General features: G+C 38.6%; 22 protein-coding genes and 1 tRNA gene. 12 read left to right on the top strand and 11 right to left on the bottom strand.

Annotated features, from left to right (window positions below):
* Positions 1 to 55 precede the first annotated feature (55 nt).
* The 3 genes from proS (at position 56) to rpsT (ending at position 1962) form a co-directional block, all read left to right on the top strand.
* The gene (gene proS, locus EI546_RS07925; RefSeq protein WP_128250039.1) at positions 56 to 1531 is read left to right on the top strand and encodes a proline--tRNA ligase; all 1476 of its coding nucleotides are present in this window, start codon (positions 56 to 58) and stop codon (positions 1529 to 1531) included.
* Between the two features lie 79 nt (positions 1532 to 1610).
* Positions 1611 to 1682: transfer RNA gene (locus tag EI546_RS07920), tRNA-Glu, on the top strand.
* Between the two features lie 28 nt (positions 1683 to 1710).
* Positions 1711 to 1962 (top strand): 30S ribosomal protein S20, encoded by a 252-nt coding sequence (rpsT, locus tag EI546_RS07915; RefSeq protein ID WP_128250038.1) that lies wholly within the window; start codon positions 1711 to 1713, stop codon positions 1960 to 1962.
* A gap of 99 nt (positions 1963 to 2061) precedes the next feature.
* Here the strand turns inward: rpsT and coaD are convergent, their stop codons facing one another.
* From coaD to surE, 3 genes are all read right to left on the bottom strand, one after another.
* A complete protein-coding gene (gene coaD / locus EI546_RS07910) occupies positions 2062 to 2514 on the bottom strand; it encodes a pantetheine-phosphate adenylyltransferase (RefSeq protein ID WP_128250037.1) in 453 nt (150 codons plus the stop codon).
* 57 nt (positions 2515 to 2571) lie between these two features.
* Positions 2572 to 2859, bottom strand: a complete 288-nt coding sequence (locus tag EI546_RS07905) for a hypothetical protein (RefSeq protein ID WP_205649766.1) — start codon at positions 2857 to 2859, stop codon at positions 2572 to 2574.
* Between the two features lie 222 nt (positions 2860 to 3081).
* Entirely contained in the window at positions 3082 to 3855 is a 774-nt protein-coding gene (gene surE, locus EI546_RS07900; protein WP_410198321.1) for a 5'/3'-nucleotidase SurE, read from the bottom strand.
* A gap of 190 nt (positions 3856 to 4045) precedes the next feature.
* Between surE and EI546_RS07895 the strand changes: the two genes are divergently transcribed.
* Positions 4046 to 6277, top strand: a complete 2232-nt coding sequence (locus EI546_RS07895; protein WP_128250034.1) for a carboxy terminal-processing peptidase — start codon at positions 4046 to 4048, stop codon at positions 6275 to 6277.
* Between the two features lie 144 nt (positions 6278 to 6421).
* Positions 6422 to 7525 carry an ABC transporter permease gene (locus tag EI546_RS07890; protein ID WP_128250033.1) on the top strand — a complete coding sequence of 368 codons (1104 nt, stop codon included), beginning with the start codon at positions 6422 to 6424 and terminating at the stop codon, positions 7523 to 7525.
* Positions 7526 to 7573: 48 nt separating this feature from the next.
* On the opposite strand, the gene EI546_RS07885 is transcribed toward EI546_RS07890, so the two are convergent.
* From EI546_RS07885 to purH, 7 genes are all read right to left on the bottom strand, one after another.
* Positions 7574 to 8215, bottom strand: a complete 642-nt coding sequence (locus tag EI546_RS07885; protein ID WP_164905201.1) for a hypothetical protein — start codon at positions 8213 to 8215, stop codon at positions 7574 to 7576.
* Between the two features lie 255 nt (positions 8216 to 8470).
* Positions 8471 to 9727 carry a rod shape-determining protein RodA gene (rodA, locus tag EI546_RS07880; protein WP_128250031.1) on the bottom strand — a complete coding sequence of 419 codons (1257 nt, stop codon included), beginning with the start codon at positions 9725 to 9727 and terminating at the stop codon, positions 8471 to 8473.
* Positions 9728 to 11596 (bottom strand): penicillin-binding protein 2, encoded by a 1869-nt coding sequence (mrdA, locus tag EI546_RS07875; RefSeq protein ID WP_128250030.1) that lies wholly within the window; start codon positions 11594 to 11596, stop codon positions 9728 to 9730.
* Positions 11593 to 11985 carry a rod shape-determining protein MreD gene (locus tag EI546_RS07870; protein WP_317127451.1) on the bottom strand — a complete coding sequence of 131 codons (393 nt, stop codon included), beginning with the start codon at positions 11983 to 11985 and terminating at the stop codon, positions 11593 to 11595. The genes mrdA and EI546_RS07870 overlap by 4 nt, the downstream gene beginning before the upstream one ends.
* Positions 11986 to 12091: 106 nt before the next feature.
* Positions 12092 to 12916: a rod shape-determining protein MreC gene (gene mreC / locus EI546_RS07865; protein ID WP_128250028.1), complete on the bottom strand. Its 825-nt coding sequence runs from the start codon at positions 12914 to 12916 to the stop codon at positions 12092 to 12094.
* A gap of 57 nt (positions 12917 to 12973) precedes the next feature.
* The gene (locus EI546_RS07860; protein ID WP_128250027.1) at positions 12974 to 14002 is read right to left on the bottom strand and encodes a rod shape-determining protein; all 1029 of its coding nucleotides are present in this window, start codon (positions 14000 to 14002) and stop codon (positions 12974 to 12976) included.
* Positions 14003 to 14067: 65 nt separating this feature from the next.
* Positions 14068 to 15600 (bottom strand): bifunctional phosphoribosylaminoimidazolecarboxamide formyltransferase/IMP cyclohydrolase, encoded by a 1533-nt coding sequence (gene purH / locus EI546_RS07855; protein WP_128250026.1) that lies wholly within the window; start codon positions 15598 to 15600, stop codon positions 14068 to 14070.
* A 163-nt stretch (positions 15601 to 15763) separates the two neighbouring features.
* On the opposite strand from purH, the gene EI546_RS07850 reads away from it, so the two are divergent.
* On the top strand, positions 15764 to 17020 hold the full coding sequence (locus EI546_RS07850) for an ABC transporter permease (RefSeq protein WP_128250025.1): 1257 nt from the start codon (positions 15764 to 15766) through the stop codon (positions 17018 to 17020).
* Positions 17021 to 17091: 71 nt separating this feature from the next.
* Here the strand turns inward: EI546_RS07850 and EI546_RS07845 are convergent, their stop codons facing one another.
* Entirely contained in the window at positions 17092 to 17547 is a 456-nt protein-coding gene (locus EI546_RS07845; protein WP_128250024.1) for a GAF domain-containing protein, read from the bottom strand.
* 101 nt (positions 17548 to 17648) lie between these two features.
* On the opposite strand from EI546_RS07845, the gene xrtF reads away from it, so the two are divergent.
* From xrtF to EI546_RS07815, 6 genes are all read left to right on the top strand, one after another.
* A complete protein-coding gene (xrtF, locus tag EI546_RS07840; RefSeq protein WP_128250023.1) occupies positions 17649 to 18194 on the top strand; it encodes an exosortase family protein XrtF in 546 nt (181 codons plus the stop codon).
* The gene (locus EI546_RS07835) at positions 18191 to 18625 is read left to right on the top strand and encodes an exosortase F system-associated membrane protein (RefSeq protein WP_128250022.1); all 435 of its coding nucleotides are present in this window, start codon (positions 18191 to 18193) and stop codon (positions 18623 to 18625) included. Before xrtF ends, EI546_RS07835 begins: the two co-directional genes overlap by 4 nt.
* Positions 18626 to 18661: 36 nt before the next feature.
* Positions 18662 to 19213: a DUF3347 domain-containing protein gene (locus tag EI546_RS07830; RefSeq protein ID WP_128250021.1), complete on the top strand. Its 552-nt coding sequence runs from the start codon at positions 18662 to 18664 to the stop codon at positions 19211 to 19213.
* Between the two features lie 90 nt (positions 19214 to 19303).
* Positions 19304 to 19714, top strand: coding sequence for an HYC_CC_PP family protein (locus EI546_RS07825; RefSeq protein ID WP_128250020.1), 411 nt, complete (start codon positions 19304 to 19306; stop codon positions 19712 to 19714).
* Between the two features lie 239 nt (positions 19715 to 19953).
* Entirely contained in the window at positions 19954 to 20433 is a 480-nt protein-coding gene (locus tag EI546_RS07820) for a DUF305 domain-containing protein (RefSeq protein ID WP_128250019.1), read from the top strand.
* A 105-nt stretch (positions 20434 to 20538) separates the two neighbouring features.
* The gene (locus EI546_RS07815) at positions 20539 to 22278 is read left to right on the top strand and encodes an efflux RND transporter periplasmic adaptor subunit (protein WP_128250018.1); all 1740 of its coding nucleotides are present in this window, start codon (positions 20539 to 20541) and stop codon (positions 22276 to 22278) included.
* Positions 22279 to 22280: the final 2 nt, after the last annotated feature.

The following is a 22280-nucleotide window of genomic DNA, read 5'->3' as shown; positions in this document are numbered from 1 at the left end:
CGAACAATAACTAATGCTTTAACAAGGTTGCAACTTTTGTGCCAAATCCCATACTATGGCGAAGAAACTAACTACACGAGAAGAAGATTATTCTAAATGGTATAATGAGTTGGTAATCAGAGCCGATTTAGCTGAAAATTCGGGCGTAAGGGGCTGTATGGTAATCAAGCCCTATGGCTATGCTATTTGGGAGAGGATGCAGGCCGAGTTGGATAGGATGTTCAAAGAAACAGGACATCAGAATGCCTATTTTCCATTATTTATCCCCAAATCCTATTTCAGTAAAGAAGCCAGCCATGTTGATGGATTTGCAAAAGAATGTGCCGTAGTTACACATTATAGACTAAAGAATGCAGAGGACGGAAGTGGAATTATCGTAGATCCGGAAGCAAAATTGGAGGAGGAATTAATTGTTAGGCCAACTTCTGAAACAATTATTTGGGATACTTACCGCAAATGGATTCAATCTTATAGAGATTTACCGTTGTTAATAAACCAATGGGCCAATGTGGTCCGCTGGGAAATGCGTACCCGTCTGTTTTTGCGAACAGCGGAATTCTTATGGCAGGAGGGACATACTGCCCACGCCACTAAAGAAGAAGCTATTGCGGAGGCAGAACAAATGATGAATGTTTATTCCGACTTTGCGGAAAACTTTATGGCGATTCCAGTTGTGAAAGGTACCAAAACAGAAAGTGAACGATTTGCTGGGGCACTTGAAACTTATTGTATCGAGGCGCTTATGCAAGATGGTAAAGCTTTACAGGCAGGAACATCCCACTTTCTGGGACAAAATTTTGCCAAGGCTTTTGATGTTAAGTTTGCTGCCAAAGATGGAGCTCTAGATTATGTTTGGGCAACTTCTTGGGGTGTTTCCACTCGACTAGTGGGAGCTTTAATAATGACCCATAGCGATGATAATGGCCTGGTTCTTCCACCAAATCTGGCGCCTGATCAGGTGGTTATTGTGCCTATTTACAGAAGTGAGGAAGAGTTGAAAGCGGTGAGCGAGGTAGCTAATGACTTAATGAAGCAATTGCGTTCAAAGGGACTTAGAGTTAAATTTGACAATCGCGACACTCAGAAGCCAGGTTGGAAATTCAATGAATATGAATTAAAAGGTGTTCCCGTTCGAATTGCAATTGGTCCTAAGGACATAGAAAAGGGAACTGTGGAGTTGGCAAGAAGAGATACACTTACGAAGGAATTTGTGGCTAAGCATGATGTGGTAGATAAAGTAATTTCTTTAATGGCGGAAATACAAAACAATCTTTTTGAGAAAGCATTGACTTATAGAATAGAACATACAACAGAAGTTTCTTCCTATGATGAGTTTAAGGAAGTGCTGGAATCCAAAGGCGGATTTATTTCCGCATATTGGGACGGTACTCCTGAAACAGAAGAAAAGATTAAAAATGAGACCAAAGCGACCATACGATGTATTCCTTTAGATGCTCAAGATGAGAGCGGAAACTGTATGGTGACTGGGAAAGCAGGAGCAAGGAAAGTGCTTTTTGCAAAGGCGTATTAAATAAAAACAATAAAATTTCATTTTAGATTTGCGTGAATGAAAAATAGTTGTATTTTTGCATCCGCATTTGAAAATTAATGGTCCGTTCGTCTAGGGGTTAGGACGCCAGGTTTTCATCCTGGTAACAGGGGTTCGATTCCCCTACGGACTACAGAAGTTTAGAATTTAACAAGTACACAATGGCAAACCACAAGTCAGCATTAAAGAGAATTAGAAGCAACGAAACTAAACGCTTGAGAAATCGTTATCAGCATAAAACGGCTCGTAACGCCATGAAGAAATTCCAAGAGCTTACAGATAAGAAGGAAGCTGAGACTATGTTCCCAACTGTGGTTTCTATGATTGACAAATTGGCCAAGAAAAACATTATTCACGATAACAAGGCTTCAAACTTGAAATCGAATATGGCCAAGCACGTAGCTGCTCTATAAGATTTTTAAATGTATAGAAATATAAACCTTTCAGGAAACTGGAAGGTTTTTTCATTTTAGGGCTTTTAGGAAGATCCGAACCACTTTGGAGTTAATTGCTTATTTTTTTACTGAAGTAGGAACGAGATTAGAATAGTCCCCGTCATTTCGCATTATATCCCTGACGATGGTGGAGGAGATGTTGGAAACTTCAGGAGAGCAGATTAAGAACAGACTGTCTATTTTAGCCATCTTAAAATTAGTTTGGGCAATCGGCTGTTCAAAGTTTAGATCGGTAGTATTACGCAAACCCCGGACAATATATTCTGCTTGTTCCGAAATACAAAAATGTGCTGTAAGGCCTGAGTAGCTTTTAACGCTGATCTTGGTCTCTTCTTTAAAGGCTTCTGTAATAAATTTAATTCTTTCATCTAACGGAAACATTGTTTTTTTATCAGCATTGACTCCAATGGCTATCACGATTTCATCAAAGAGTGGTAGGGCACGTTCAATAATGTCTATATGACCAAGGGTAATCGGATCGAAGGTTCCAGGAAATACTGCTCGTTTCATTTTAATGATTTTATTGGCTTACTAAGATAACAACATCTAAGGGAATGCAGTTTTTTGTCAGAAGAATTTTGAAATAACTATTGCCAACGCTGCAATGAGTGTCGCCAATAATACGCCGCGAGCTCTATAAAGTTGTTTTTTCTTTATGAAAACGAAAAATGCCAACAGGTTGAGAATTGCACCGAGGGCAATTAAACTACCTAAAAAACCTTCTTCCACGGCAGCCTGTAAGGTAGTTTCTAAACTATGTTCAGAGAAAAAATAAATGTAAAGGTATATTCCCGCCACGTTCGCAACCAGTCCTATTACCAGCCCAATTAAAATTTCCTTGATATGTGGTTTCATAATGTTTTATAGTTATTTTCAGGTTTCAAGTTTCAGCTACTTTCATTTTCGTTAAAAATTCAAAAGAAAAAGTTTACTGTTCAAAATTAAAAGTTTCAGGTTTTTAGATCTTCGCTAAAGCGTGGGATGACAGGAATTCTTTTTTTTCCCTTTTTTGATTTTGTCTCCCGTCTCCCGTCTCCCGCCTCCGTCTCCCGTCCTCTATCTCCCGTCTTATCTAAATTACAAATCCCAAGTATTAAGTTCATTGATGGCATGATGAGCGGTAAGGTCAAACTGTACTGGAACCACGGAAACATATCCTTGTTCGAGGGCCCATTCATCTGTATCCTTGCCTTTGTCCTCATTTACGAAGGTTCCGGTTAGCCAATAATAATCCCGCCCTAAAGGATTTGTGCGCTTGTCGAATTTTTCTTGCCAATGTGCGTTCGCCTGGCGACAAACCTTTATACCTCTAATTTCAGAACTTTTCAGTTTTGGAATGTTGACATTGAGGACCACTCCCTTTGGTAATCCGTTTTTAAGGGTCTCGAGGGCAATTATTTTCGCAATTTTCTTTGAGGCATTAAAATCTGCTTCTAGTGAAAAGTCCAAAAGTGAAAAGCCGATAGCGGGAATTCCCAAGGTGCCAGCTTCTACCGCAGCACTCATAGTTCCACTGTAAATGACGTTTATTGATGAATTGCTTCCGTGATTTATTCCACTAACACAAAGATCAGGTTTTCGTTTTAAAACCTCATTTACGGCCAGTTTTACGCAATCTACAGGTGTGCCGCTACAACTATACTCCTGATGGAGCTTATCGCTACCAACCTTGATATGGTTGCAATAAACTGCATCGTTTATAGTAATGGCGTGCCCCATTCCGCTCTGGGGAGAGTCCGGTGCAACGACACAAACATCGCCAATTTCGTTCATTACTTCTATCAGAGCTCTAATTCCAGGAGCGTTGATGCCATCATCATTTGTAACTAAAATAAGGGGGCGTTTTATCATCAAATTCTCAATACTATTTTAACCTACAAAAATACATTTATTAATTATGTTCTGAACTCTTGTAATCCTAGGAATGTCAAACCTTCGCTTCAAAATCTTGTTTAACAAAATATTATTACCATTGTATTTTTATGGCACGGTTTTTTGTATAATTTAGGCGTTTCCTAGAATTTAAGAATAAAAAAATAGTATGCATATTTTAAAAAAGAATTTTAAGGTATTATTCCTTGCTGTATTTGTGGCAGTGGCTTCTTGTAGTTTTACTACCAAAGAATTTAAAGATCCGGACAAGGATAAATTGCTCTTGGATCTGGTTACCTATGTTATTCAAAAGGGACATTATGACCCAAAGAGTGTGGACGATGCCTTTTCGGCAGATGTGTATGATAATTTTATAAAAGGGCTGGATCCCTTAAAAAGGTATTTTTTGACTTCTGATATTCAAGATTTCAGTAAATATAGAACAGAGATTGATGATCAGATTAAGGAAAAAGATCTTTCTTTCTTCAATGTAGTGCACAGTCGTTTTTTAGAGCGGATGGCCGAGGTGACCGAACTTTATCCTGAAATTTTAGAGAAACCCTTCGATTTCACAAAAAAGGAATCTATTGACTTGGATTATGACAAGATGGGATATGCAAAAGATCGAAATGAATTACGCGAACGTTGGAGAAAGCAACTTAAATTTACTGTTCTATCTGGTTACTACGATCTCGTGGAAGATCAAAAGAACATGGAGAAGGGAATAAGTGCTTCTGAAGAGGTTTCTGACAATGAAGATGAAGATTTTGATAATGATGAGGCCATAAGTCGTCCGAAAAAGTCTGAAAGGAAATCTACAGAACCATTTGTTCCTAAAACATTGGCCGAACTGGAAGAGCAAGCTAGAGAAAATACTAAAAAGTCTTTGGATGAATATTTCGATTTTACGAAGGATTTGGAGCGCAAGGATTATTTTGCAATTTATTTAAATACTATTGTAACAGAATTTGATCCACATAGTAATTATTTCGCTCCGCCGGATAAAGATAGATTCGATCTCCAGATGTCTGGAAAACTGGAAGGCATTGGAGCTAAACTTCAAAAGAAAAACGACTATATAACGGTAATTGAAATTATTAGCGGAGGCCCAGCTTGGCGAAGCGAAAAAATTGAAGTTGGAGATGTTATCTTAAAAGTAAAGCAAGACAAGGAAGCAGAAGCTGTCAGCATTGTAGGAATGCGTATTGACGATGCAGTAAAACTTATCAAGGGACCTAAGGGTACTAAAGTAACCCTAACTATTAAAAATGTGGATGGGACTATTTCAGATAAGGTTTTAACAAGAGATGTTGTAGAAATTGAGGAGACCTATGCCAAATCTTCTTTAATTGAGAAAGAAGATCATAAGTTTGGTTTAATCAATCTGCCCCAATTTTATTTTAATATGCAGAATTACAAGGAGCGCAATGCAGCTTCCGATGTTAAAAAAGAAATACTTAGTTTAAAGTCTCAGGGAATGGAGGGACTTGTTCTTGATCTGCGAAATAATGGAGGAGGGTCCTTACGTACTGCAGTTGACATTGCAGGTCTTTTTATAAAAAAGGGACCAGTAGTTCAGGTAGCTTCTACCGATAGAAAAGAGGTTCTTGATGATGAAAGCGATGAAATTGTATGGGATGGTCCATTAGTAATTTTGGTCAACGAACTTTCAGCATCTGCTTCCGAGATTTTGGCAGCGGCAATGCAAGATTATCATCGAGCTATTATCATAGGAAGCAAACAAACTTATGGTAAAGGTACCGTGCAAAATGTTGTGGATTTAAACCAATGGCTTCGAAACAACGATATGGGAGATATGGGTGCTTTAAAGATTACTTCTCAAAAGTTTTACCGTATCAACGGTGGTTCTACCCAGTTAGAAGGAGTGAAAAGCGACGTTGTAATGCCAGATCGATACAGTTATATAGACATAGGCGAAAAGGATTACGAGAATCCTTTGCCTTATGACAAAATTGCTCCTGCTAAATATTCTCCTTGGAATGGATATCTTGATTATGAGGAAACTATCAAAAAAAGTAAGGCCAGGATGGCAAAAAACAAGGAATTACAACTGATTGACGATAATGCGAAGTGGATCAAGGTTCGTAGAGATGAAAAACAGGTCAATTTAAATTACAACGAATATAGTGCGGAGATTGACCAAAGAAAGGAGGAAACCAAACGTTTTGATTCTATCGATAAATATAATAATCACCTTAAATTCGTTTCATTACCTAATGAGATTGAGCTTATGGTAAAAGACACGACCTTGATGGAAAAGCGCAAACGTTGGCATAAGAATTTGGGAAAGGATATTTATGTAGAAGAAGCCGTACACGTGCTTGAAGATCTAAAAATGAGCCATATTAAAGCTGATAAGGTTGCTGATATAAAGCAATAATCAATTAGTTCTAATTCTATAGGGACCTTACCTTTAGAATAGAGGACGTTTTCATACCGGGCTTTGGGGAAATAAACTTTAAGCTATCAAATAGGGAGAAGGGTAATTTCATGTTCTACCGAAAAAATTCAGTAAATTTGGAACGTGAAAACCGCTACTTCATTAACTGGAATTGCGCTCCAAAAGTTTAAAAAAAACTTTTGGGGCGTTTTTAGTTTTGGGTTTTTAATAGTATGCGTTCTTTTGGCCATTTTTGCATATGCTTTGGCTCCCGATAATTCGGTAAATGCCAATCAAATGCATCTTTCCATACATTCCAAAAATCCCGGTTTTGACGTTTTGATGCTTACAATTCCTGCAAAGGTGCAGAACCAAAATTCCCTTTCCATTTTCTTCTTTGGCAGAAAAAACGTAGATACCGAAATCCCCATTTCTAAATATATAATAAGAGATAGGGGCGTGGAGATTACCGAATACACCCCGGATGGAACCGCTGGACTACAAAAGGAATATCCACTTTCACTTTTCCCTGAGGCTAAATCGGCAAAAGAAATTTCCACAAAGTATATTGCCGAAAAAAGGTTTTTGCTCGGTACCGATAAATATGGCCGAGATCTATTGAGCCGTATGTTGATAGGTATAAGAATTTCTTTGGCCATCGGTTTTGTAGCCGTTTTCATTTCTTTGGTAATTGGAATTTCTCTCGGAGCTATTGCGGGATATTATGGAGGAAAGATTGACGCGGCCATTATGTGGCTAATAAATGTTACCTGGTCTATCCCAACGCTACTGTTGGTAATCGCTATTACCTTGGCTCTTGGCAAGGGGTTTTGGCAGGTTTTTATTGCTGTTGGACTAACTATGTGGGTTGAAGTTGCACGTGTGGTACGTGGACAGGTACTGGGCGTAAAGCAAATGCAATATGTTACTGCGGCCCGTGCCCTTGGCTATAGAGATTATCGAATTATCCTGAGGCATATACTGCCAAACAGTATGGCTCCCGTTATAATTATTTCTGCGGCTAATTTTGCAAGTGCTATTCTAATTGAAAGTGGTCTGTCGTTTTTAGGAATTGGTGCACAACCTCCCATTCCCAGCTGGGGAGGGATTATAAAAGATCATTATGCCTATATAATTTTAGGAAAACCCTATTTGGCTTTAATTCCTGGTTTAGCTATTATGAGTTTGGTAACCGCATTTATGCTAATTGGCAATGCGCTCAGGGATGCTATGGATGTAAGGGGATAGAGAATAATTAATTCAGTCCAGCGTCAATCTAATTCGCTATAATTCATTTTAATACCAATCTGCGTGAAATTTATTCGGACCTAAACTATACATTATTCCCACACTGATATTTACAAAACTTCCCGTTTTGTAATCGTTGTGCGGAAGCGAGGTACCATCAAAATAGGTATGTTGCCTTAGATTAGCTAAGTACGTTACATCTCCCAATATCGAAAAACGGTTGCTCAACTTTATTTCTCCCGTCATTCCCATTAGAACGTTTCCTATGTTATCCGTATTGCTTTGAGTGTCGGGTTTTGCCAAGGAGAGCCCCATTCCTCCATGTGCCAATACATTAAATTGTCTGCGGCCAGCGGAATTTATATTAAGCAATCTATTAATATTTACCACTGCCTCTGCACCTACACGGTGGAAAGTTAGCCCATTATTAGAATCGTTGGAGGGATTAAATTGGTTGTATCCATAAAAACCTTTGATACCGTATGTCTGGGAAATCATATATCTACCCGAAATTTGAAATTGCTTAAATGCGATATAATCGGAAGTTGATTTTCCATTGCGAAGGGAAAGTGGCGCATCGATACCAGTTGTAAGTTCCAGTGAAAACCGGTTAAACTTGGTTTCTTGTGCGGTTAGAGTCCCCCCTAGGGCGAATATAATTAGGGTGAGAAGATATTTCGGATATTTCATAATGTGTGATGAAAGATTGGACTTTAAAATCTGGAACAAATATATCCATTCCAAAATCCGAAACATTTAGGGATTTGTTAATTGGTACCTAAGAGATTATTAAAAAAGAGAAGAATTATCAATAGGAACTACAGATTTATCATAAATATAAAAATATTTCTTAGGAATATTTGTACTTTATATATTAGATTACCTACTTTCAAATAAGGTGCAATTTCCGTTCGCTATTCTTAATATTTCTCCTGCAAAAGCTTTCTAAGAATGGTGATAATTTGCAGCATCCAATTTTACAAAAATAAAGAGGAGCAAGGTAAAGCCCCAAAGTGCCGAGCCGCCATAGCTGAAAAATGGAAGTGGAATTCCAACCGTAGGAAAAATTCCCGAAACCATCCCAATATTCACGAAAAAGTGGAGAAATAAGATGGCTGCTACACTGTATCCATAAACCCTCCCGAACTGGTTTTTTTGTTTTTCGGCTCTATATATAATGCGTGTTATTAGACCCATGAATAGTAAAATGACAATCATGCTTCCTACGAAACCCCATTCTTCACCTACGGTACTGAAAATATAATCTGTATGTTGCTCGGGAACAAAATTACCTTTTGTCTGCGTGCCTTGGGTCCAGCCTTTTCCAAGCCAGCCTCCATTGCTTATTGCGATTTCACTTTGATGGGTATTATAGCCAATTCCTCGTGCATCCACTTCTTTTCCCAAAACAATATTGAAACGGTCCCGGTGATGTTGTTTAAAAACATTGTCAAAAATATAATCTACCGATAGCGAAAACCCTACGCAGGCAATCACTATAAATAAGTACTTAAGGACATTCGGTCGCTTTTTGCGATTTTTAAATAGTATAATTCCTGCAATCAAAACTAGACCCGTAATTACCCAAAATGGATCAAAGGCTAAGGTAGCTACGAACAAAATTGCCGCAAACAGTCCCAAAAGTAAGTATGAGCCATGAAGACCTTCACGATATAACGGAAATATAAAAGCAGCATAAACCAGAACACTACCTGGATCGGGCTGTAACAAGATTAAAATGGAAGGAATGGCAAGAATCAAAAACGCACCAATTTGGTATTTAAATTCGTGCATATTCGTCTGAATATCACTCACATATTTTGCAAGAGCCAGCGCAGTGGTTGCTTTTACAAATTCGCTTGGTTGGATGCTGAATCCTCCAAAATCATACCAAGCAGTGGTTCCTGCAATAGTTCTTCCGAAAACAAAAAGTCCTAAAAGAGAGGCTATGGAGACAATATAGATTACACTGGCAAAACGTTCGTAAAATTTGGCTTCAATAGCCAAAACAAAAATTATGAGGAGAATGCTCAAGGCAATCCAAGTCATTTGTTTGCCATAAATCTGGCTGAAGTCAAAATATCCGTGGGCGGTATCACTTAACGAGGCGGAATAAATATTTACCCAACCCATTGCCACCAAAGCGATGTATATAAATATTATTAGCCAGTCGAAGCGTAAGTATGTTCTTCCTCCGCTCATTTAACGGTTAATGCTAAATGGTTGTCCGCTGTAAGGCTTAGCGTATTCCGCCTCTAGGCTCCCTTCCAATACAAATTTTTCCATATCCTTTCGGGTAATTTCTCCTTTCAGATATTTCTCAATCATTAGACCCGCAATCCGGCCTGCCCATCTAGAACCCCAATAGCCATTTTCTACAAATACAGCGATTGCGATTTTTGGATTATCCATAGGTGCAAACGCTACAAATATTGAGTGGTCAGTAAGTTGAACACGTTTCCCGTTGATGCGAGTAAAATTTTCAGCTGTGCCTGTTTTACCACATACTTCAATCCCAGGAATACGCAAATAGGAAGCCGTTCCTCCTTCATAAACCTGGTGCATTCCTTCCACCACAGGCTCAAAATACTGCGGTTCAACAGTGGTATAATGTTTTTCTTTAAATACTGCTGGAATGGTATCTGGGCCTATAATATTTTTGATCACGTGTGGAGTGTAATACCAGCCACGATTTGCAATTGTAGCCGTAAAATTTGCCATTTGCATAGGCGTGAGCGAAATTTCTCCTTGACCGATAGAGTTAGAAATTGTGGCGGTTGAAAACCATCTGTATTTAGGAAAATTATAAAAACGATCATAAAATTTGGAATCCGGAATGAACCCTCTTCTTCCGCTTGGCAGGTCATATCCTAAGAAATCTCCAAGTCCAAAACTCGCTAGGTGAGCCTTCCAATGATCAGTTCCTTCTTGTATAGTAGGATACTTATCAATGGATTTGCGGTAAAGTGTAGCAAAATAAGTATTACAGGAATGCGCGATGCCCGAAATCATCCCTAAAGGTCCATGCGCACCATGACATTTCATTAATCTCCGTCCATTGTAAAAATATCCGCCTGGACAATTTATACGTTCTTCACTTGTAATCACGTGCTCTTGCAATGCAATGAGAGCGGTGAGGGTCTTAAAGGGAGAGCCGGGTGGATATTCTCCCATAAGCCCTCGGTCATAAAGTGGTTTTGAAATGGTGTCATACCACAGCTTGGTGAAGTTTTTAGACCGGTCTCTTCCTACCAACAATGAAGGATCATAACTTGGAGCGGTGATAAGTGCTAAAATTTCGCCAGTGGCTGGTTCAATGGCTACAATCCCCCCGCGTTTATGTGCCATTAATTCTTGCCCGTATTTCTGCAAAGTGGCGTCAATTGTGAGTTGGATATCGTTTCCTCTTATGGGTAAGGTATCGAATATTCCTTCTTTATAAGGACCAATATCTCTATTGAACCTGTCTTTTTGAATGTATTTAACTCCCTTTGTCCCCCTAAGTACATCCTCATATTCTTTCTCAACTCCCGCTGTACCTATCAATTCACCCATCTGGTAATAAGGGTTTTTTTCGATAATGGCATTATTTACCTCAGCAATATAGCCCATCACATTAGCAGAATGATCCACTTGGTACTCCCTTAATGAACGGCGTTGGATATAAAAGCCCTCGTATTTATACATTTTTTCCGAAAGGGAAGCATAATCTGCCTTGTTCAATTGGGGGACTACTACGGATGGCAATCTAGGAGAATAAACGGTAGCTTTCCGAAGAATTTCTATTAGTTCCTCTTTGGTGATTTTCAAAAGACCACAAAACTCTAATGTATCCAACGGTTTTACATCTCTTGGAATTACCATCACATCGTATGACGGTTGATTGGAAACCATTAATTTATCGTTTCGATCAAACATATACCCACGTTGCGGATAATCGTACATTATTTTAATAGCGTTGTTTTGATCCAAAGAATCAGATGCGCCATCATAAACCTGCAAATAGAAAAGCCGGGCGGCAAATAGAACTCCGCTGAAGAGGACAAGCACTATAAGTACAGCTTTTCTCATTTAACTTTTTTATTTATCAGGATTAAACTTCCCATAATCAAGATGAAAGTGAATATCCCTGAAAACAACGTAGATTTCAGCAATAAGAGTATATGGTCAAAGCTAAAAATTTCCAACGCAAACATTATGAAATTATGGATGACGATAATAGAGGCAACATATATAAATTTCTCAGTAGGGGCAGCCCTTTCAATTTTTACACTATTGTATTCATAGCTTATACCAAAGGAATATTTTAAAACTACAGGCCGGATGTATGCAATAAAGGCACAGGCTGCAGCATGAACTCCGCCTGAATCCTCAAAGATATCAACTGAAAGGCCCAATAGGAAACTTAAGAATATCAATAAGGTTTGGTTGCCTGTTGAAGGATATAAAAGGATGAACAAAATGTATAAATATGGGTTGATATAACCCAATAGATTTATATTGTTCAATAAAAATACTTGTAAGAATACCAGAATTATAAACCGGGCACAATTAATTAATATTTCCTTAGTCTGCATCTTCCACCCCCTTCTCTAATTTCATTATTTCCGCAGCTTCGTTATTTTTTATTAAATAAACATATTGAAGGCTGGTCATATCATTGAACAACTTTATGTTGACATAATAATAATTGTCATCTTTATCTAAGTGAAAATCCTGAACACTCCCAATCAGAATTCCCTCAGGAAATATGGTGGATCTTCCGCCAGTAATTATTGTATCGCCTTTTTCGATTTTAGCCAATCGTGGAATATCTATCAGTTGCACGACATTAGGCTCCTTTGTATTCCAAATTAGGGTTCCAAAATGATTGGATTTTTTCAGCTTCGCATTAATTCGGCTTTTGGTGTTTAAAATAGATTGAACAGTGGAATAGTTTTTTGAAACATCACTGACTATACCTACAAGTCCGTGGGTAGAAACTACTCCCATATCTATTTGTATTCCACCTCTACTTCCTTTATCCAAAGTAATCTGGTTTTTGGTTTTGGAATAGTTGTTATTAATAACAGTTGAGGTAAGGTACTCAAATTTTGGAATTCCAAGGGTGTCGAGTGCGGGAACTGGGGAAAGATTGCTGAATTTCTCCAACTGTTGCCTCAACATTAGGTTTTCTTCCAGGAGCTTTTCATTAGCTGTTCCCAGATAAAAATAATCCGTAAGGTTATTTTTAAATTTAAAAATTCCCCCCGTTATTGCATTTGCCGAACTGATAAATTTATCGTTGTGATAATTATGTGTCTGGATTGTTAGCAGTATCGAAACAATAAAGAGCACTGCAAATAACAGGAAGTTTTTGTTTCGAATAAAAAAGTAAATAATCTGCTGCATCGTCCCTCGTGCTTAACATGCTTTTTCTTGGTTTTATCCCGTCAAAATGGAAAATCCTTATTTAATCAAGACACTCTTAAATTTGCTTAAGTTTTTAAGGCAGATTCCCGTCCCGCGTACCACCGCTCGAAGTGGATCTTCGGCAATATAGACAGGGAGATCGGTTTTTAAGGAAAGACGTTTATCCAACCCTCTCAGCATCGATCCTCCTCCAGCAAGATAAATTCCGGTGTTATAGATGTCTGCCGCAAGCTCGGGAGGCGTTTGGGATAAAGTTTCCATCACGGCATCCTCGATCCGTAGGATGGATTTGTCAAGAGCCTTGGCTATCTCGCGATAAGAAGTCTGAACTTGTTTAGGTTTCCCAGTAAGCAAATCCCGTCCTTGTACATCCATTTCGTCCGGAGGAGTTTCTAGATCCTCGGTGGCGGCACCAATTTGAATTTTTATTTTCTCCGCAGTTCTTTCACCTACATACAGGTTGTGCTGGGTTCGCATATAATAAACAATGTCATTGGTAAATACGTCTCCGGCAATTTTTACCGATTTGTCACAAACAATACCACCAAGTGCGATTACGGCAATTTCGGTAGTTCCACCTCCTATATCCACGATCATATTCCCCTTGGGCTGCATAATATCAACTCCAATTCCAATTGCTGCAGCCATAGGTTCGTGAATTAAATAGACTTCCTTGGCATTCACGCGTTCGGCACTTTCCTTAACAGCTCTCATTTCCACCTCTGTAATTCCGCTTGGAATACATATTACCATCCTCAGCGATGGTTTTAGCCATTTTTTCTTTAAAGCCGGGATATCACTGATAAACAGGTTTATCATCTTTTCACTGGCATCAAAATCTGCGATAACACCGTCTTTTAGAGGACGGATGGTTTTTATATTTTCGTGGGTTTTTCCTTGCATCATTGCCGCTTCACGACCTACTGCAATTATTTTTCCCGTTGTACGGTCCCTGGCAACGATCGAGGGAGCATCCACTACAACTTTGTCATTGTGGATGATCAAGGTATTTGCGGTACCAAGGTCAATTGCTATTTCTTCAGTAAGGAAGTCAAAAAATCCCATATTCTATAATTCGTGGTGTTGAAAATTAAGGTTTTAAGTTTTTTATTTATCAAATGTAACAAATTTTAATGCTTGAAATGTCGGACACCAGTAAATACCATTGCCATTTCATTTGCATTGCAATAGTCAATGCTCAGTTCATCTTTTATGGACCCTCCGGGTTGTATAACGGCTGTTATTCCAGCGTGGTCTGCAATCTCAACGCAATCGGGAAACGGAAAAAAGGCATCGCTTGCCATTACCGCCCCACTTAGATCAAAATCAAATGACTTGGCTTTTTCAATGGCCTGTTTTAAGGCGTCCACGCGACTGGTCTGACCTGTACCGCTAGCAAAAAGCTGCTTTCCTTTTGCCAAAACAATTGTATTGCTTTTAGTGTGTTTACAAATTTTGGAAGCAAACAATAGGTCCTCTAACTCGGTAGTACTGGGTTTATTGTTTGTAGCTAGCGTTAAAATTTCTTGAGTATCTGTTATATTATCTCTATCCTGAACAAGCAAACCGTTCAAGCAAGTTCTAACAGTAGTCGAAGGCAACATACCATCCTTCTGAACCAATAAGATACGATTCTTTTTTTCTTGAAGTAATTTAAGAGCAATCGGGGAATAGGAAGGAGCAATCACCACTTCACAAAATAGGTGATGAATTTCCTTGGCTGTTGCTTCGTCTATTTCCTTGTTACTGATTAGGATACCTCCAAAAGCTGAGATTGGATCTCCAGCCAAGGCGGCCATATAAGCTTCTTCAAGAGTTGGACGCTGTGCAATTCCGCAGGCATTGTTGTGCTTCAAAATTGCAAAAGTGGGCGCTTCATTCTGGAATTCACCCATTAGGTTTACTGCCGCATCCACGTCCAGAAGGTTGTTATAGCTCAATTCTTTTCCATGGAGTTTTTCGAATACGGCATCAAAATCTCCAAAGAAAAATCCTTTTTGATGTGGGTTTTCGCCGTAACGAAGCTCTTGTCCCCGACTTTTGCTTATTTTATAAACCGGCAGTTTTTCTTCCGTATTGAAATAATTAAATATTGCTGAATCATAATTTGAAGAAATATGAAAGGATTTTGCGGCAAACCTTTTACGGCTTTCCTGAGAAATAATTCCGTCATTTTCCGAGATCAATTCCAAAAATTCTGCATAATCTTCTACTGAAGAAACACAAATGGTATCTTTAAAATTTTTAGCGGCAGCTCGAATTAGCGATATCCCACCAATGTCTATTTTTTCTATAATGTCGTTTTCAGAGGCACCTGAAGCAACGGTTTTTTCAAACGGATACAAATCAACAATCACCGCATCGATTTGGGGTATTTGATATTGCACCATTTCAGCAATATCACCTTCATTATCCTGTCTGTTTAGAATTCCTCCAAAAACCTTTGGGTGAAGGGTTTTTACACGACCTCCTAAGATTGAAGGATAATCGGTAATATTTTCTACTGCTACCACGTCGATTCCGAGGTCGTTGATGAACTTTTGGGTTCCACCGGTGGAATAGATTTTTACATTTTGTTCGTGCAGTTTCTTCACTATCGGTTCAAGGCCATCTTTACTGAAAACAGAAATTAATGCCGAAGTGATTTTTTTCGGATTGTTCATTTGGAAACTATTTGAATGTCATTTTTTGGAAAGATGCAAAAGTACATAATTGATTAGTAAATTTGTAACGTAAGCACGTATAAAACGTCATACTTTTATCTACTAAATAAATGGAGGCCACAAGGGATTAAGTTCGGGTAGATTTAACAGGAAAATCGAATAGATGCTAATTTATTTAAGGGTTTTAAAAGAAAGTTTCAATTTCGCCATTAATGCGCTCACTAACAACAAGCTGCGAACTTTTCTTTCGCTTGTGGGTGTTACTATTGGGATTTTTTCCATAATTGCTGTTCTAGCGGCTGTGGATTCCTTGAAAAAGGAAATAGAGGGGAGCCTTAGTGGCCTCGATAAAAATACCATGGTAGTTATGCGTGTTAACTTTGGGCCTACCGATATTCCGCAATGGAAGTGGCAACAGTTCCCAGATGTAACCTATGATGAATTCCAATATTTGGAGCGGAATACTCCTAATCTTGAGTATGCCACTTTTGCTCTTAATGTGCCTGCTGAAACCGTAAAATATGAGGACAATCAAGTGGATAATGTTCCAGTTGCCGCCGTTACGGATAGTTATTACTTTATTGAAGCTCTCAAATTTGATGAAGGGCGGTTTTTTAATGCTTCGGAATCAAATAGTGGCTCTATGGTGGTGGTTTTGGGAAATGAAATTGCAAATAAGCTATTTGGCGGTTCAGCAAATGCCATTGGAAAAAAAGTGAGAATCTATGGGAGGAAATTTTCGGTAATCGGTGTATTGGAAAAAGAAGGGTCTGGGCTTTTCGGAAATTCGAAAGATACCGCTGTTTATCTACCCGTGAATGTGGTACGACGGATTTATGGAGATAACAACAAAATGAATTTTGCCCAAATAGTTGTTAAGCCCAAAAAGGGAATAGACATTGAAGAATTTAAAGCTCTTTTAACTCAGCAGCTTCGCACCAAAAGAGGTTTAAAACCTGATCAAATAAGCAATTTTTTTATTAACGAAATGCAGGGACTGGCAGACTTTATCGAAGATATTACCCGCAGCATGAATATTATAGGGTTAATAATTAGCGGATTTTCTCTTTTGGTAGGTGGGTTCGGGATTGCCAATATTATGTTTGTAAGTGTCAAGGAGCGCACCAATTTAATAGGTATTCAGAAATCCTTAGGAGCAAAAAATAAGTTTATTCTTTTCCAGTTTTTATTTGAAGCGGTTATTCTTGCGGTAATTGGAGGTCTTATTGGGCTGGTTTTGGTTTATATTGCTTCAATAATCGTTTCTCAGTTTACGGGCGATTTCCAGTTTATTCTTTCACCGTGGAATATGTTTCTCGGTACCGCAATTTCGGCAGTTATCGGTTTGATATCAGGAATTCTACCAGCAATCTCAGCATCCAAATTGGATCCTGTGGAGGCCATTAGAACGGGAATGTGATTAATTCTGAATTCAGAATTCAGAATTCAGAATTTTCGAAGAAGTTGCGCCAAAAATGTCTTTGAACAGAACTAAAGTATCTTCGCAACTTCTTCGTTCACCCATTCCAAAAATCGTTCGTCTTCAACAGAAAATGGATCGGCAATATGGGAGTCAATATCTATCTGGCCAATATTTTTTTCATCTTTAAAGAGAGGAACCACTATTTCAGACCTAACATTAATACTACAGGCTATGTAATTGTTTTGGGCACTTACATCGGGTACAACAAAATTGGAGTTTGATATCGCCACCTGACCACAGATACCTTTTCCGAAAGGGATAACCGTATGATCGGTTGGCTCACCTGCAAAAGCCCGGAGATGCAAAGTCTTTTCCGCTTCATTTGCGAAATAGAATCCTACCCAATCATAATACCCAATGTTAGTTTGCAATAATTCACAAACCTCGGTCAAGCGACTGTCGATTTCGTCATTTTCGTTGGCTAAAATCGTTTTGATCTTTGGTCTTAGAGAGGTAAAGGGCATGGGATAAATTTTTAGAATTATTTACTCAAAGGTATTTGAAAACAAACACTTTCAGCATAACTCAAATACTGTATATTTGTTAAAAATTTTTAAATAAAGCTTTGAAAGACCTTTTTATAAAATACAAATCCGTCATCAAGTTCGTGATTCTGTTTTTAGGAACCTATTTGGTGCTTAGCGCACTATATGCTTATTATTTAAAGATTTCCGTAAACAGTGGATACCCGCCAGATTTCTTTACCAATCTGGTAGCCAGGCAAAGTTCCGCTCTCCTAGATGCCCTGGGATACCAACCAAGGATGGAGTACGTTCCTCAACATAAAGGGATGTTCATAATTCTTGAGAAAAACTATGCAATTAATATTGTGGAAGGCTGTAATGCCGTGAGCGTAATAATTCTTTTTGTCGCTTTTGTCATTTCTTTTGCCGAAAAGTTTAAAAAAACATTTTTCTTTCTTTTGGCAGGGGCAGTTTTAATTTATGTGGTAAATATATTTAGGATAGCAATGCTGGCAATTGCCCTATATAAATATCCTGAATATCAAGATGTGCTACATTCCGTAATATTTCCTGCGGTAATCTATGGTATGGTTTTCTTATTATGGATAATTTGGGTACGGACGTTGAACGCAAAACCTTCTAAGTGAAACGGCTTCTTAGAATTGTAGGCATTATCATTTGCGGTATTCTGCTGCTCCTTGTTCGAGGTTTTGAGGATAATTTGTTTTATGATCCACTTCTCGAATTTTTTAAAGGGGATTATACAAGAATGCCCATTCCAGAAATGGACGTTTCATCACTCTTAATGGGGTTGGCATTCAGATATTTTCTAAATACTTTAATTTCATTATTCATACTCTGGTTGGTTTTTTTGGATAGAGGAATAATCAAACTTTCCGTACTACTTTATGTCGTTCTGTTCGCCCTGTTTATGGTAGTTTTCACGCTTCTTATTTATTCCTTGGAAGGAACCGATAATTTGTTGGTTTTGTTTTATGTAAGAAGATTTCTTATTCAGCCGTTATTTCTTCTTATCCTAGTGCCTGCCTTTTATTTTCAAAAACAAAAATCCGCATGATTTTGGTATATTTGCAATTCTAAATTTTTTATAGACATGAAAAACGTATCGATTCTTTTTATCGCATTTTTAAGTTTGGCAGTAATCTCTTGTAAAGACAATACTAAGGAAACTGAGCTAGAGGTTGTAACTGTTGATAATAGTGCTGAAGCCCCTAAGGAGGCTTATGAAGTTGCCAAAATGGAAGCGGAATTTAATGACCCGAAAATGGAGGCTATTTTTAATCAGTATCTAGAGGTTGAAAATGCTTTAATAAATACAGATGCGGAAAAGACGAGCTCAGAATCGTCTAAATTATTACCAATGCTTCAGGAAATGCAAGTAGAGGAGCCCATCCAAAATGCAGTTTCCGAGATGGCAGAATCTAATGATATTAAAGTACAGCGCGAAAATTTTGAGGAATTGAGCAGCGGGATGGAGAAAATGCTCCAGGGAACTCTAAAATCTGGAAAGCTTTATAAACAATTTTGTCCTATGGCATTTAATAATAAAGGAGCCTATTGGATTAGTAGCGGGAAAGATATTCTTAATCCATATTTTGGTGATAAAATGCTAAAATGTGGGCGTGTAGATTCTGAAATTCAATAAGTAAGATTTACTGGCTACTATTCACTTAGGAAGGCCAGTTTCTAGAAATCTTTCCGGACATCACATTAATTTTCGTATTTTTGTGTTTAAATGAAAAAAGCCATTTCCATATTCCTTTCCCTTCTTATGCTTGCCAGCAGCTCGGGGATTGCTTATGCCCAGCATTTTTGCAGTGGAATGGAAATGATGTCTGAAGTTACCCTTGGCGAAAAGCATCTTTCCTGCGGAATGGAAGAGGATTTAGATTCTTCCTGCGAAGCCGAAGATGTTCACGAGGACCATTGCTGCCAAAATCATATTACCAAAATTAATACAGACGATAATTTTGCGAAAGCTTCTTTTGATATAAGTTTTCAGAAAACATTTATCGCCTCTTTTGTATCTGTATTTGTACTTCACGAAGTTGAAATAGCTTCCACCCATAAAATATTCTTCGCGGATTATAGTCCGCCACCGCTCGAACAGGATTTGAATATTCTGTACGATACTTTCCTAATTTGATTAATTCCTGTCTTTCGGCCCCCCTTGGGATAAACTGAAGGCAGGATTCTCATGATTACAACTCCATTTTTTCTTAGGAGTTCTTTTTCATACAGCTTTTCCTACTTCTCAAATCATACCTGATTTTATTTTTAGCGTGATGATAAACTTTTATCGGGGCCTTCGTTAATGCCGACTTTTTAAAGTTCGCTGTACAACCAAAGCCAAGTTTAATTACTCATAACAAAAAAGATAAAATTATGGCAAGTTCACATCAAACCAATAAAAACACCTATACCAAATTCATTTTAATGCTTGCGGCATCTTTTGTGGCAATGTATATCACGATGTATCTCAATACTTACGAGATAGACCATGTGTACTTCAGCCTTACAAGATTTTATATGACATGTTTGGGTATTTCTGCAATGGCGGTAATAATGTGGTCCGTTATGCACAAAATGTACCGTAATAAAAAGAAGAATGCTGCTATTTTATTAGGTAGCCTAGTGCTTTTCGTTAGCGCGCTCACTTTAGTAAGGATCCAGGAACCCGTTGATGATATTCTGTATATGAAGGGCATGATTCCCCATCATTCCATTGCGATTTTAACCAGCAAAAGAGCCAACATAAAAGATCCTGAAGTTAGAAAACTGGCAAACGGAATTATTAAAACCCAAGAAAAGGAAATCGCTGAGATGAAGGCCTATATAAAAAGGCTGGAGAACCAGAATGATTAATTTTATTTGGGCACCCGGGCGGGCTTTCCGCTATATCTTTTTTGGTTCAGAAAAAGAACCAAAAAAGGATGCCGCTGCAATCCCTGGTGCAAAAAAAACTTAGATATGAAAAAATATATCGTTTACATAGCAATATTATTAGTAGGTCTTTTGTTGGGCTACTTGTTTTTCGGAAATACAAAAGATGTAAATACCCACACAGCCGAAAGCGCAACTGTACACAACCACAAAGATGAAAATCAAGTGCAAATGTGGACCTGCTCTATGCACCCACAAATTATGCAACCTGAACCCGGTGACTGCCCCATCTGCGGGATGGAACTTATTCCCGCCGAAACTGATGCTGCCGGGTTGAGCGTGGACCAATTTAAACTTTCCGAAAATGCCTTGGCTCTTGCTAATGTGCAAACTTCGGTGGTGGGAGATGGGCAAGTTGAGGGGGGCGTCCTGAAACTTTCTGGGAAAATTGAGGAAAACCAAGAGGATAATTCCGTACAAAGTTCCTATTTCTCCGGAAGGATAGAAAAACTGAATATCAATTTCATAGGCGAAAAAGTAAACCGAGGGCAATTGCTTGCCACCATCTATGCGCCCGAATTGGTATCGGCTCAACAAGAACTTATTACCGCTGCCTCTTTAAAAGAATCCCAACCAAAGCTATATCAAGCGGTGCGTAATAAACTAAAACTTTGGAAACTTTCGGAAAAGCAGATAGACGATATCGAACATTCGGGAAAGGTAAAGGAGAATTTCCCCGTTTATGCCACGGTCTCGGGTACGGTTTCAGAAAAATTGGTCAGTGAAGGCGACTATGTAAAACAAGGCCAGCCTTTGCTAAAGATTGCTAACCTTAATACCGTTTGGGCAATGTTTGATGCCTACGAAAATCAAATTTCCCAATTAAAGGTTGGGCAAGAAATAAAAGTGACCACCAACGCCTACCCTAATAAGGACTTTGATGCCAAAATATCCTTTATAGAACCCACCTTGGCAACAGCGAAGCGTACAGTTGGCGTTCGTGCCGAACTAAATAATAAAGATGGAATCCTTAAGCCGGGAATGTTTGTTGAGGGCAAGATTTCAGGTGTAAGTTCAAAACAGGAAAATGCGATGCTCATCCCCAAATCCGCGGTTCTATGGACAGGAGTCCGTTCGGTGGTATATGTAAAACCCGACTCTGCTGAACCTATTTTTGAGATGCGGGAAGTTTCCTTAGGGGCTACCACTAACGATAGTTATGAGATTATTAGTGGTTTACGCCCAGGTGAGGAAATCGTCACCAATGGCAGCTTTACCGTGGATGCTGCTGCACAATTACAGGGCAAGACCTCAATGATGAACCATACAGGACCGTTGGAAAAGGAAAGTACGAGCGGTACTACAGAGACAGTACAGATGAAAATGGACCTACCCGAAGCTTTTCAGAAGGAATTTTTACCGATTATCGACTCCTATATGGATTTAAAAGATGCATTTGTAACCTCTGAAGTAAAAGCGGTTAAGCCAAAGGCCGAAACCATGCTGAAACAACTGAAAAGTATTGAGACAAAGACCTTGCACAAAATGGAGAAAGGCCATCTTTTCAGGATAAAGGATATGCTCGTGGCAATTACAGAGAGCAATAACATCGAGAATCAGCGTGACCATTTTATCATTCTTTCTGAAAATATAACGGCCATTGCAAACAATATTAAGGTATTGCCACAGGCGGTCTATGTAGTTAAATGCCCAATGGCAAATAGCAACAAGGGTGCAATTTGGCTCAGTCATTCTCCTGAGGTCCATAATCCATATTACGGCGATGCCATGCTTAGCTGTGGAAGTGTAATCGATACTTTAAAATAATC

Origin of the sequence: Aequorivita sp. H23M31 (genome assembly GCF_004022485.1) — a bacterium.
Classification (GTDB): Bacteria; Bacteroidota; Bacteroidia; order Flavobacteriales; family Flavobacteriaceae; genus Aequorivita; species Aequorivita ciconiae.
Note: the sequence above shows the minus strand (reverse complement) of the source record. Positions and strands in the feature narration are given on the sequence as shown.